Annotated in this window: 20 protein-coding genes; 8 read left to right on the top strand and 12 right to left on the bottom strand. The window is 63.6% G+C overall.

What is annotated here, in order from left to right; translation table 11 throughout:
• Position 1 precedes the first annotated feature (1 nt).
• The 8 genes from ACODSP_RS24290 to ACODSP_RS24325 all read left to right on the top strand — a co-directional run bounded on the left by ACODSP_RS24290 (position 2) and on the right by ACODSP_RS24325 (position 5,899).
• Positions 2 to 808 carry a hypothetical protein gene (locus tag ACODSP_RS24290; RefSeq protein ID WP_488968113.1) on the top strand — a complete coding sequence of 269 codons (807 nt, stop codon included), beginning with the start codon at positions 2 to 4 and terminating at the stop codon, positions 806 to 808.
• Positions 805 to 1,308 (top strand): ASCH domain-containing protein, encoded by a 504-nt coding sequence (locus ACODSP_RS24295; protein WP_488968114.1) that lies wholly within the window; start codon positions 805 to 807, stop codon positions 1,306 to 1,308. Before ACODSP_RS24290 ends, ACODSP_RS24295 begins: the two co-directional genes overlap by 4 nt.
• A complete protein-coding gene (locus ACODSP_RS24300) occupies positions 1,305 to 1,988 on the top strand; it encodes a hypothetical protein (protein WP_488968115.1) in 684 nt (227 codons plus the stop codon). Before ACODSP_RS24295 ends, ACODSP_RS24300 begins: the two co-directional genes overlap by 4 nt.
• Positions 1,989 to 2,143: 155 nt before the next feature.
• On the top strand, positions 2,144 to 2,806 hold the full coding sequence (locus tag ACODSP_RS24305; protein ID WP_488968116.1) for an AAA family ATPase: 663 nt from the start codon (positions 2,144 to 2,146) through the stop codon (positions 2,804 to 2,806).
• A complete protein-coding gene (locus ACODSP_RS24310; protein ID WP_488968117.1) occupies positions 2,806 to 3,183 on the top strand; it encodes a hypothetical protein in 378 nt (125 codons plus the stop codon). The genes ACODSP_RS24305 and ACODSP_RS24310 overlap by 1 nt, the downstream gene beginning before the upstream one ends.
• Positions 3,184 to 3,613: 430 nt before the next feature.
• The gene (locus ACODSP_RS24315) at positions 3,614 to 4,534 is read left to right on the top strand and encodes a replication protein RepA (protein ID WP_488968118.1); all 921 of its coding nucleotides are present in this window, start codon (positions 3,614 to 3,616) and stop codon (positions 4,532 to 4,534) included.
• A gap of 89 nt (positions 4,535 to 4,623) precedes the next feature.
• Positions 4,624 to 5,490 carry an endonuclease/exonuclease/phosphatase family protein gene (locus tag ACODSP_RS24320; protein WP_488968119.1) on the top strand — a complete coding sequence of 289 codons (867 nt, stop codon included), beginning with the start codon at positions 4,624 to 4,626 and terminating at the stop codon, positions 5,488 to 5,490.
• A gap of 115 nt (positions 5,491 to 5,605) precedes the next feature.
• On the top strand, positions 5,606 to 5,899 hold the full coding sequence (locus ACODSP_RS24325) for a ribbon-helix-helix domain-containing protein (RefSeq protein ID WP_488968120.1): 294 nt from the start codon (positions 5,606 to 5,608) through the stop codon (positions 5,897 to 5,899).
• A 511-nt stretch (positions 5,900 to 6,410) separates the two neighbouring features.
• Here ACODSP_RS24325 and ACODSP_RS24330 read toward each other — a convergent pair.
• The 12 genes from ACODSP_RS24330 to ACODSP_RS24385 all read right to left on the bottom strand — a co-directional run.
• Positions 6,411 to 6,833, bottom strand: a complete 423-nt coding sequence (locus ACODSP_RS24330) for a hypothetical protein (protein WP_488968121.1) — start codon at positions 6,831 to 6,833, stop codon at positions 6,411 to 6,413.
• The gene (locus ACODSP_RS24335) at positions 6,826 to 7,164 is read right to left on the bottom strand and encodes a hypothetical protein (protein ID WP_488968122.1); all 339 of its coding nucleotides are present in this window, start codon (positions 7,162 to 7,164) and stop codon (positions 6,826 to 6,828) included. The genes ACODSP_RS24330 and ACODSP_RS24335 overlap by 8 nt, the downstream gene beginning before the upstream one ends.
• Before the next feature lie 31 nt (positions 7,165 to 7,195).
• Positions 7,196 to 7,549, bottom strand: a complete 354-nt coding sequence (locus ACODSP_RS24340; protein ID WP_488968123.1) for a hypothetical protein — start codon at positions 7,547 to 7,549, stop codon at positions 7,196 to 7,198.
• A gap of 212 nt (positions 7,550 to 7,761) precedes the next feature.
• The gene (locus ACODSP_RS24345; RefSeq protein ID WP_488968132.1) at positions 7,762 to 7,947 is read right to left on the bottom strand and encodes a hypothetical protein; all 186 of its coding nucleotides are present in this window, start codon (positions 7,945 to 7,947) and stop codon (positions 7,762 to 7,764) included.
• On the bottom strand, positions 7,868 to 8,320 hold the full coding sequence (locus tag ACODSP_RS24350; RefSeq protein ID WP_488968133.1) for a hypothetical protein: 453 nt from the start codon (positions 8,318 to 8,320) through the stop codon (positions 7,868 to 7,870). The genes ACODSP_RS24345 and ACODSP_RS24350 overlap by 80 nt, the downstream gene beginning before the upstream one ends.
• Positions 8,317 to 8,562, bottom strand: a complete 246-nt coding sequence (locus ACODSP_RS24355) for a hypothetical protein (RefSeq protein WP_488968124.1) — start codon at positions 8,560 to 8,562, stop codon at positions 8,317 to 8,319. The genes ACODSP_RS24350 and ACODSP_RS24355 overlap by 4 nt, the downstream gene beginning before the upstream one ends.
• On the bottom strand, positions 8,559 to 8,915 hold the full coding sequence (locus ACODSP_RS24360) for a ubiquitination-like system serine protease family protein (protein WP_488968125.1): 357 nt from the start codon (positions 8,913 to 8,915) through the stop codon (positions 8,559 to 8,561). Before ACODSP_RS24360 ends, ACODSP_RS24355 begins: the two co-directional genes overlap by 4 nt.
• On the bottom strand, positions 8,916 to 9,392 hold the full coding sequence (locus tag ACODSP_RS24365; protein ID WP_488968126.1) for a M15 family metallopeptidase: 477 nt from the start codon (positions 9,390 to 9,392) through the stop codon (positions 8,916 to 8,918).
• A gap of 23 nt (positions 9,393 to 9,415) precedes the next feature.
• Entirely contained in the window at positions 9,416 to 9,748 is a 333-nt protein-coding gene (locus tag ACODSP_RS24370) for a hypothetical protein (protein ID WP_488968127.1), read from the bottom strand.
• Complete coding sequence (locus ACODSP_RS24375; protein ID WP_488968128.1) at positions 9,748 to 10,023, bottom strand: hypothetical protein; 276 nt, start codon at positions 10,021 to 10,023, stop codon at positions 9,748 to 9,750. The genes ACODSP_RS24370 and ACODSP_RS24375 overlap by 1 nt, the downstream gene beginning before the upstream one ends.
• Positions 10,024 to 10,032: 9 nt before the next feature.
• Complete coding sequence (locus ACODSP_RS24380) at positions 10,033 to 10,812, bottom strand: hypothetical protein (protein ID WP_488968129.1); 780 nt, start codon at positions 10,810 to 10,812, stop codon at positions 10,033 to 10,035.
• Positions 10,802 to 11,617: hypothetical protein (locus ACODSP_RS24385; protein ID WP_488968130.1), on the bottom strand; the 816-nt coding region annotated here is incomplete at its 5' end. The genes ACODSP_RS24380 and ACODSP_RS24385, both read right to left, overlap by 11 nt.

Consider the following 11,617-nt stretch of genomic DNA (forward strand, 5'->3'; position numbering starts at 1 on the left):
CATGAGCAAGCGACACCCCAAAAGCTGGAATGGCGGCAGCAAGGAAGCCGCCCTGGAATTGGCCCGCCAGCGCATTGAAAGCAGCATCGCGCGCGGCGCAATCCGCTGCATAGGGTGCCAGGGGGCACAGATCATAGGCAACGATCTGTGCCCGACCTGCGGTGGCGCAGGCTGCCGTTGGCCGGGCGAACCCGACGGTCCCGCCCATCTCGCATACCCCACCCCGCCCACCTTGATGCTGGGCTTCGGCGGCGTGAGCATATGGGCCGGGCTAGCCCACCTCCGGCTAGGCCGGGAGGCTGCTTGGCAGGACTACCGCGCCGCTGGCTTGGGCTTGGGCTTCGACCTCTCGCTGGAGGCTGACCCCGGCCCCCTGCCCCAGGCCCAGTTTCAGACCTGGCTGGACGGGCGGGCGGTGGCCGCCATCATCTATGGTGTTGACGATGATCGCGGCCAGCCACAGCATTGGATCCTGGCCAGGCATATCGCAAACGACAGCGACGCCACTCAACGCGCCTATCAGGCCCTGGCACGCTCCATCTTGCTGCCCGATAACGACCAGATGAAGGACTACTTGGACGGCCTGGCGAAGGCCATGTGGATGAACGACATACCGCCGGGCGCCGATCCAGACGAAACCGTCAAATGGGACATGGGCGACGGCGTCACCATGGAGCGGGATTTGGCCCTGGACTGGCAGTTGAACGCTCCCTCCTACCGCGGCCTTGCCGCCCGGGCCATCGCCCACATCTTCCGCCTGAAGGTGCGGGTGGAGATGGGGAACGCAGAGGGGAGCAACCCCCAATGACGAACCTCCCCGACATCGCCCTGTCCATACAGCAGCCCTGGGCATGGGCCGTCGTCCAAGGGTACAAGGACATTGAGAACCGCAACCGCTTCGCGGTGACGAAAGGCAACATGGCCCCCCGCCGCATTGCGGTCCATGCATCAAGGGGCATGACCCAGGCCGATTATGAAAGTGCGGCAGAGGATATGGCCCGGATCGGCGTCACCTGCCCCCACCCGGATCTGCTGGTGCGCGGCGCCATTGTCGGTGCGGTCACCGTCGCGGCCATCGTGCCCAACCATCCCAGCCCCTGGTTCAGGGGACCGCGCGGTCTGGTGTTACGCGACGCCAGCGCCTTGGTTACCCCGATCCCCGCCGCTGGCCAGTTGGGTTACTTCGCATGGACCGAAGGGGGCGCCCTGGCCGAACCCCTGCAATGGATGCGCGCCTGGCCGGGCAAGGCACGCAGGCCCGCACAAGCACCCCCCGCCACCCTGTTTGATCAGGGAGACACACCATGAAACGCGAACCACGTTCGCACCCCCTCCCCGCTTGGCTACGCGATCTGCCGACCGTCATCGATCAGGACGCCAGGGAGATTTCCGAGATTAAGCCAGGGACCACTGACACCCACGCGCGCGGGCCGCACACGGTGGCGTTGCTGGCGGGTCACAGCGCCCTGATCAAGGCGGCATCGATCCAGGCAGAGAAGCTACCCTTCCCAGGGCCGTGGACCATGATGTTGCATACGCTGATCGACAGTGCCGGCCCCGGCCCCTGGTCAGATGAAGACGGGCCACGCGCCGATCTGCTGCGCCCGGACTGGGTCATGGCCATGGCGCGCGATATTGATGATGCCGCGCGGGACCCCGGCACGATCAAGGACTGCCAAAAGGCGCTGCGCCATGTGACCGGCTTTCCCGTTGCCAAGGTGCGGGCACTGGCCGAACCCTTCACCAGGGCCACCACGGCCAGCGCCTATGCCGTCGCCCTCATGCGCCGCGCCGTGACGGAGGAGGAGGCAACGCGACGGATGGAAAGCATTCTGGCCGTCTATTACGGCTGGGATCTGCGCTTCTGGGCTGACCATGGCGGATGGCCCTGGAAACCTATCCCGATCAAACCAGCGACCATGTTCACAGCGCGCGAGATCGTTGCCCAACGGTTGGGGGAGGTGGCGCCCGTGGCGGGCCGGGCCTAATCGCAGAAACACGTATTTACGTAAATACGCTAATACGTGTTTTGGTATTTACGCGTTTGGGTGTTTACGTGTTTTTGTGTTTGCGCTTTTTCGCGTTCGCGCATATGTGTGATTGCGTGTTTACGTTTATACGTGTTTCTGCGAAAGGGTAACCCATGGCCGCCACCATCGCCGTCGCGTCCGCCAAGGGCGGTTGCGGCAAGACAACAACGGTCATCCTGCTGGCTACATATCTGGCCCAGGCGGGATATCGCGTGACCGTCCTGGATGCCGATGTGAACCAGCATGCCGCCGCCTTTGGCCAGATCAGCGACATCGAGAATTTCAAGGTCGTAGGCGACATCACGCAGGACAATGTCTTGCCCGCCATCCGCACGGCAGAAGCCGACATGTCGGACATCGTAATCATCGACCTGCCGGGCGGCACCAGCGTCTTGTCGCTCAAGGCCATGCAGCGCGCGCACATGGTGCTTGTCCCGACGCAGGCCAGCCTGCCCGACGTCAAGGACGCAGTGAAAACGATCCATCAGGTCGAGGAGGCGCAGGAACTGACCCGGATGCCGATTGAACGTGCGCTGCTATGGACGCGCGTGCCCGCCGGATTTGAAAGCGTTTCAGCCCGCCATGTCCGCCAGCATGTGGAGGCCATGGACCTGCCCCTGTTCCGCACCACCCTCATGGAGCGCGCCGCATTTCGTGAGATGCATGTGACAGGCAAAGCCCCCGGACAGACAGACCCCAAGGGCGCCGCCGCCGCCAACGTGGCCGCCATCGCCGAGGAGCTGCTTGTCCGTCTGGCCCCGAAGGAGAACGCATAATGGCCCCTAAGACGCCGCTGCCGCCGCTCGACCTGACCCCGCGCCGGCCAGCGCTTGCCGCACTTCCCAGCCGCGCCGTCCTGTCCGACGCAGAGATTGAGGCCAATTCCCAGCGCGCGGGCGCTGCCTGGGGGGCTTCGCAGCAGGTGCAGCCCCAGGCAGCGGCGCCGGCACCCGAACCAGTCAAGGCACCACCCGCACCCACCCGGACGGCGCGGCTCGGCCTGATCATCCCCGGCGAACTGGATGATCAACTGCGCGAGAGAGCGCATCTTGAGCGCAAGTCCATCACGGCCCTGGTGTTAGAGGCACTGCATCAGGCCGGGTACGATATCGACCCGTCCTTTCTTGTCCCCGACAAACGCAGAAAATCGTAAATTCGCTTTTCTGCGTTTACGTATTTACGTAAACGCATACTTGCGTAAATACGCGTTTGAGCATTTGCGCGCCATCGTACTTTGGTGACGCGCTGGCTTTGCGAGTTCGTACTCTGGTGACGGGTCCGTTGCGAAAACAGCATCCAGGGGCAGGGAGGGGCGCCGCCCGCACCACCGCGATTCGCGCGCCAACAGGGCAGGGGAGGGGGTTCGTACTTTGGTGACGGGGGCTTTATCCACTCTTTATCCCCGTACTCTGGTGACGCGCGCCCCGTACCCTGGTGACGGGACTCGGGCTTATCCACCGTACTTTGGTGACGATACTAATAGTTAAACCCTAATACCCCTCGAATAGCTTGCGTCACCAAAGTACGAGGTTGACCGGGCACGGCAGGGGACCAAGACTGCGCCGCAGCAGAAGGAAACCACCATGGCCCAGATCCACCAGCTGATCAAAGAGCAGGGCATCGACTTCGTCCGAAAGGTAACGCAGGACAAGGCTGACCGCCAAGCAGCAGACACCGCCTATGCCATCATGTCGGATGAGGAGCAGCGGATCGGGGTCATGCATGCGGGCTTTGCCATGACCGCCTTGCCGCATAAGCAGATCCAGGACATGACCTGGGTCCGGCAGACCGGTGATGTCAAGCTGGTGGTCGAAAGCGGGCGCGACGCGGATCAGAACCCCGTGGGCATCCCTTTCGGCTCCATCGCCCGCATGATCCTGCTGTATCTTCAAACCGAAGCGGTAAAGACCAAGTCGCGCGACATCCCGCTGGGGCGCAGCATGAACCAGTGGCTATCCAACCTTGGCGTAGATAGCGGCGGGCGGCAATATCAGCTCGCCAGAGAACAATCCAAGCGCCTATCCCTGTGCCGCCTGACCTTCTTCCGTGAAGGGCCGAACGCGACGATGGTCAGCAATGGATCATTCGTTCGAAACGCCATCCTTCCATCCAGCAATGCGGAGGAGGGGCAATTGACCCTCTGGCGGGAATCGGTGCGCCTTGACGAAGGCTTTTATGACAGCCTGATGCAGCACCCGATGCCGGTGCGCGAAGCGGCCATCCGCGAAATTGGCAGCCGGTCCATGGCTATCGACATATATATCTGGCTGGCCTACCGCCTGCACGTCTTGTCGAAACCTACACCTGTCAGCTGGGCCGCGCTGTACGCACAATTCGGCAGCGGCTTTGCGCAGATTCGGCAGTTCCGGGCCAAGTTCAAAGAACCCCTGAACCTTGCCCTGGCCGCATACCCAGAGGCGCGGGTCAGCATCGATGATGCCGGCCTGATCCTGTACCCCTCCGACCCCGCCGTCCCATACGCCAAGATGGCGGCGATCCGATAGGGCAGGGGAGGGGGCGTCACCAAAGTACGACACCGTCACCAAAGTACGAACCCCGCGCGAACATGGTTCGCTAACGACCGGACACCCCCATGCGCCGCATCATTACCGCCGCCCTGTCCCTGATGCTTCTGGCCGGCACGGCGTCGGCCAAGGATATCCGGCTGACCACCTGGAATGTCGGCTGGTTGACCGAAAGGGCAGGGCAGGTCGACACAGGTCCGGGGCGCAAGCCGATTTACCAACGCACGGCGGATGACTTCGCACGTCTGTCGCAGTATGTAGAAACCATCGCGCCGGACATCATCGCCCTTCAGGAAGTGGACGGCGCCGGGGCTGCATCGCGGATCCTCGACCCCCAGAAATATCGCATCTTCCTGACCGACGAAGATGACTTCCAGCGCCCGGCGCTGGCCATCCGGCGGGGCAGGGGGATCGATATTCAGCAGAACCCAGATGTGGTCGGACTGGATCTGCTGGACGGGCAACCGCGCAGCCTGCGTCGCGGGTTGGACGCCACCATCACCATCGGCAAATCATCGCTGCGCGTGCTGGTGGTGCATCTGAAATCGGGCTGTTTCAGCCCGGCCCAAAAGGGGGAGGCCTGCGACCTGATCAACCGGCAGGCCCCGATCATCCAGGCATGGATTGATGCGCGCCAAGCGGAAGGCCAGGCCTTTGCCGTGCTAGGCGATTTCAACCGCCGCCTGGGCAACCAGGCCGACCCGCTGCGCCAGATGCTGGATGATGGCCCCCGGCCCGTCAGCATCCTGAACGACGCACCGTCCAAATGCTGGGGCGGACGCTACCCCGACCCCATCGATCACATCATCCTGGGCGAGGGGGCCGACAAGCGCGTGAAGGGCAGGGCGCAGGAACTGGTCTATCGTGAAACCAACCCAGCAGACCGCGACCGGCTATCGGATCATTGCCCCGTGTCGGTAATGCTGGAATATTAGTGCAGTTTAAGCATACACTGGAAGTATTGCAGCTAATTAATTTTAAATTGCAACATTAGGGACGTGACGCGCGCTGTGATATGTAAAAATACATTCACTATCGCGTTACAAGATTATGCCAATCCTTCGAAGGACCGTACAGACCGATGCTTCCGACCACCCGTTGCTTGCGGGGATCGACCTTACGCAAAAGTCATCTATCTGCAATTTGCAGCTGGGCAGCCAGCGAACATCCATGCGCCTGGAGCCTGACTTCTGGCAGGCATTAGAGGCCATCGCGTCGATGGAGCAGAAGACGGTAAACGCCGTCGTCGCCGAAATTGATCGCAAGCGGGGACGATCAGGCCTATCCGCGTCGGTGCGAGTATTCATCGTAAAGTATTTTCGGGTAAGAGCACGCAACGCGTGACTACCTAGACACGAGTATGATGCAATAGGTTATTTACCATAATTATAATTATTGCGCAAAATCAATCACTTATAGCGCTGGCTCTAAACCCTACATGCCATGCGCATCGGCGGCGCCTGCGGTGGCTATGCCCGTCCCGCGCGGGACAACAATAGGCACGCAACCATCGGGCAGCCCCTCCCAAATCATGCGCAGCACAGCCGCATGTGCTGCCACACAGGGCAGCCCAAGCATCCGTGACTCCGTATCGTCAACGCAATAGCCCAACTCAACTTGCCCCGGCCCAAAGCGGGACGTTTGGGTGGCGATGATTTCCAGTGCCTTATCGGCCAAGAGCCTCTGGCGCTGATGCAGCCCGCGTAGCTCCGTCAACCAGCCCGGCGGACACCGCAGCTTGTGGGGGCGCGTCAAAGCATCCCGGATGCTTTGCGTCGAAACGGACAGGTACTCAGCGGCCTGCTGCGCCGAAAGGCCACAGGCAGCCAAGGCCAGGTGAAGAGGTGTCATTGGTTCAATCCTCCAACGGATTCGCTTCGGCGCCACTCTGAAAGCCCCAATCGGTCACGATTTCGATCTGGACATCAATTCCGGCAGCGCGCAGCTGCTCGACGGTGCGGTCAATCAGATTGCCATGCTGCTGCAACGTCATACCGCCCGCCGCTGCCGCGCTGCGGGGGAATGTGTCGGCGGTGTAGCGATAGAGCGTCACGCCCTCAAAGGCCTCGGACCCATATTGGGACATGATTTCGCCAACCAGGGATTTGGCGTCTTTTGTACTTTCGCCTTCCGCCACCACCCCGCTTTGCAGCTGGATTGACGCCCAACTAATGCAGCTCTGGGCACCCGGAAACCGAATTTTGTCCAGCCCGATCTTAATCCCAAAACGATATCGCCGGCGATGCCAGGGGCGCAAGGTGGGCGCGCCATCATTCATCGACCTGCTCCCACGTGGGCCTCTGATCCGGGCGGCAAATTTCACGATCATCACACAGTGCCTGATAGGCCAGTTCGACCCAAAATTTCCACCCCCTGCCGTCTGCCGGGTTATCGACGGGGTCATTATCAAACACGGCCACGCTGTTGCCTTTGTGGTCGCGGCGATAGGTGACGCCACTCTCGGCGGCCCGCAACAGCGGCGCATCATCGGCGACGCCGTAATAATTGATCAGTTTCCAAAAGGCGGCCTTATAGACATCGGCCTTGGTCCGGCCCTCCACCGCCACAAAACCTTCGCGGCACCGGTCATGGATATGCAGCTTGTACATTCTGGCCCTCCCTGCGTGATCCGTCGGAAACTCAGGCCGCGCGCAGCATTGTGTCGATAAAATGACTGGCGCGGGCGCCGGTCAGGACGGCGTTGAAATTGGCGATACCGCAGCCGACATCTTCGGCAGTTTCACCAGCCCGAAACAGCAGACCTGCCAGATACCAGCACTGCTTCTTGGTGGCGCCACGCTGGCCGGCGCGGGCCGCCGCCCGGTCAAGGTCGCTGGCAATCGTCTTTTGATCGTCCTTGGCGGGCAGCGTCTGGCCAGCCCATGCCATGCGCAGCGTACTGGCAAAATAGGCGCGGACCTTGCCGCCATGACGAAGGCTGGACTCACGGGCCATTTTCCACGCGGTGATCATGATCTTCTGAAGCTTTGTCATCTCGGCTCTCCCGACTTAGCTGCGGCAACCCGTCAGCTGATGAATATACACTACCCCTATATTTCATAGGGTGTCAATGCGAATAATCGTCAGAAATGAAACAGGCCCGCCGGTGGGTGCCGGCGGGCCTGTTTCATGTCGTCGCGACAGCGACGTATATACGCGCCCTTGGAACAGGCGTTCGGGTCCGGGGGGTGCGAACATGGTTCGCGTCACGGCTCCGCTTGCCCCTCGATCAGCGCCCGGACCCTGCCCAGCCGGTCGCGGCAATCGTCGCCGGCATCGGCCAGGGCCAGGATATAGCGTGCGAGATCCCGATCATCCGTCAGGGCGGGGGGCGGCGGTTGGGGCTGGCAAGAGAGCAGGCTGGCCGGCACCGTGATCCGATGCACCTCCACCTTGGGCAGGGGCGGCGGTGCGCCCCCGCAGCCCGTCAAGGACAGCACCGACAGCAGGGCTATCGGCACAAGCATGCGTGATCGGTGCATCGGCGATCCTCCGTTCGATATTCAAGCGGGACAGCAGGCGCGCCCGGTCGGCGCTGGCGGCGTCACTGACGGCCCGAACATTGCGCGCACCCATGGCGGCCACGGCATCGACCGCACGGGCATTGCCCCGCGCGATCTCCGATGCCAGGGCCTCTGCCTGACGGGCGGCAATCAGGTCCTGGCCGCGGCCATGCCATGACCAGAGCAGCGCGCCCAGGGCCAGCAGTGCCACGGCCAGACCCAGCACCGCGCGGCACCGCCACAGTGTCAACAGGATGGTCATTGCGCCCCCTTGCGCATGCTCAACCATGCGCCGATCCGCTCCACCATGGCCCCGCCGGGACCGATCAGGATGCTGCCCAGGATGATGGTGGAACCGACATCCAGGAAGCTGCTGGCCCGTGCATCCGACAGCCAAGGCAGGGCACCGATGCCAAGGCAGCCGGCCCCAATAATCACCCCGGCCCACAGCAGTTGATACCGCCGCTTTGACCAGGCGGGGGTATCAGGAAAGCCATCAGTCATTCCAATTCCTCCGTCGGTATGTCAGGCAGATCAGCAGTCTGACCGGCCATGAGGTGAGTGCTGTCTCCGCAGAATTCGATCCGACCGGAGCGGATGAAATAATGGCAGCACTTCGGCGGGCGCCCGATCCGCGAATAGTCGACAGTGATGTTGATCGACGGGCTGAACGTCGGCGCCGCCGCGTTTCCGTCCCACGTCCAGCGCGCCCCATTGCGGAACGGGGTATCGACGGCGATCTGGTGCATCCCGTTGCAGCCGGGACACCAGTGCTCATGCAGGATCAGACCGACCGTGCCATCTTGTGCGGGATACTCACGTCGCACCAGCTTCGGACTAAGCAGCGTGCCGAACATTCACCCCTCCTTGGGATAGAACCGCACCGGCAGTTCAAAATGGACGCCATCCGTAAACGGTTTGCGGCCCCGCGCCCTTTGGCGCTGGCAATAGGCCTCCAACAGCACATCCGCGCCGGTCATCATGTCCGGGCTGGTGCTGTCCCGGTCCCAGGCTCCGCCCCAGCGGATGGGCACCGCCTCCATCCGCGCGGCACGCAGCATGGCGTCGGCGATCTTGAATACCGGCGGCCAGTCCCAGCGGATGCTGCCCGCCACAAACGGCGCCAGATCCACGGCATGGCCGGTCAGGTGCCGGCCATCCAGGGTCTGGCTTGCCCCACTGGCCACCAGCGCGCGCTGCGTGTCCAAGGATCGCAACCCCTCGATCACGCTGAAATCGACCTCCGACAGGGCCAGCGCGCGTCGCACCACCCGCACCAGGTCAGCATGCACCCCCACCAGCTTCGCTTCGCTGGTACGTCCAAACGCGAACATGGTTCGCCTCCTTTCCTGGCCGATCACACGGTCGCCTTGGCCTTGTTGATCTGGCTCCACATGTCGCGCTGCTCTTGCTGGAACGACGCCATGGTGGAGCGGATGACCGCGATATCGGTCTGCATGGCCGACACGGCAGCCCGGCCCGCCTTATCATTGGCGATCTCCGCTTCGGCCCTATCCAGCCGGGCGGTGATACGCACCTGATCCATCTGCATCTGGTGAATCAGGGCAGGCAGCCCATCCAGTTGCTTGGCCTTGCCCGCCACAAGCCAGCGGATGCCGGCAATCACCCCCGCCGCCGCCAGCGCCAGCCCGGCCCCGGTCAGGCTATCCGCACTCAGTAAGTCCGCCATCACGCCTCCCCCCGCACATCGCGCCCCGCCAGCCGCAACAGCTCGCGGTTTTTCCCCCACGCCTCCCGGCAATGGCCCCACCGCCCGATAAAGGGCCGGTTGATGATGTTGATGATGACGACGCAGCAGCCGCCCCACAGGCTGCCGTCACGCCACAGATGCCAGCTGCCCGCCGACATTGTCACGGTGCTGTCGCCGGTCCCCAGCGCCACATTGAGCGCGCAGGACAGCAGCCGCGCCGCCTGCATCAGGCGGCGCTTGATCTCCGTCCACATGTGTCCCCCTTAAAGCGCGGATGCCGCGCGGAAGATGTCGTCGATATCGCCTTCGGTCAGGCCCAGGGCCGCCGCCATGCCGGCAAGGTGCGGGCTGGTCCGCTCCATGCTGGCGGCCCCCCACCGCTCCACCAGCTCCATATCGCCAGACAGGCTCACGGCGCTGTCCACGATGTTCAGCAGGCCCCGCGTGGCCAGCGCCAGGCGCAGTTGCACACGGCTTACCGTGGCCGGCACCGGCGGCGGGCGCAGGGGCCAGAGGGCCGCCTCCTCCACCATCAAGCCCCGCACGGTCCAGGCCGCCCCGTCCCAGTCCGCCGTCTGGGTCAGCGGGTCCAGATCCGGCACGGGCGGCAGGGTCAGGGTCCATCCCGGCTCCACCACCCCACCCGCATCCGTGATCAACGCATCCGCCCGCGTGCGCAGCAGATGCTGCAGGTCCGCATCCGCCGCCGTATCGGCCAGCAACTGCCCCGCCGCGACCCATTCGGCAAAGGCGGGGTTGGGAACCGCCACAACCTCCCCCTCCCCATCCGCCGCCATGAGCGTTTCCGGCGGCGGGTCCTGCACCGCCAGCCGCGCCGCCGCCTCCACCGCTTCCGCCCGTGCCGCGATGGCGGCCACGGCGCGGTTGACGGCGATGGCGGCGGCCAATGCGGCGGGATCTGCACTGCCCAGCACCAGGGGAGGTACGATGCAGTCCGGGCACCCATTGACCAGGGTCCAGACAGAGAGGTACGGGCGACCGGATACATAAGCACCCGTCCCGATCATGCCGCTATGCCGCATATCTATCTTCCTCTGAAATGCGATTGAGGATTTCCATCTTGGCGGCCCAAAGCCTGGGCGTGCTGTCGGCGGCGGTCACACGGATGGCGACACTGTTGGAAGCGGTATCCACCACGATTGTCACATCGTCCCCCGCCGTAACTTCTTTGTCGGTGCCAATGACATCGACAGTACCGTCAAGGGTCAGCACGCCGCCGGCATCGCGATATAGGCTGGCTTGACGGATATAAAGTCCGCGCGATGTGGCCGCCGCCCCCGCCGCTTTGCAGTCAACGGTGCCCCGGATCGACAGCTTCTGGCGCTCCCCCACCAGGACGCGCGGCGCGATATCCAGCGGCCCGGAACTGGCCGTGCGCGCGACGGCCCGAAGCACGTTTGGATCGCTGGCTACCCCTGGGACCGGTAGCCCGGCGGGCAGCATGCGGTCGCGCGCAATCACGCTGTCACTGATGATGCCGGCATTGGCGCTGGTGCCGATCAGCAGATGCGGGCCGCTGGCCGACAGGGCCGTGATGGCATCATTGCCGATGGCCGCGCCGCCGCTGGCCCCGTCCAGATACTGCACCCGGCCCAGGCCAGCGATGATTGACACTCCGTCGCCGGTGCCGACCGCAAGGGTTCCGTGTGCATCATTGGCGGCCAAGGCCGTGACGCTGTTGCTGGTGCCGCCCAGGGTGGCAGGCAGGCCGCTGATCATCAGCGCGCCTTCATCCTCCCACAAGCGCCTGATCTGGGCCGGCGTCGGCGCATAGGCGGCAGGGGCAGCAAGGATCATGGAGTGCAGAAAAGCACCAACCCCCGACAG

The sequence above is a fragment of the Niveispirillum sp. FG156 genome, assembly GCF_057809555.1.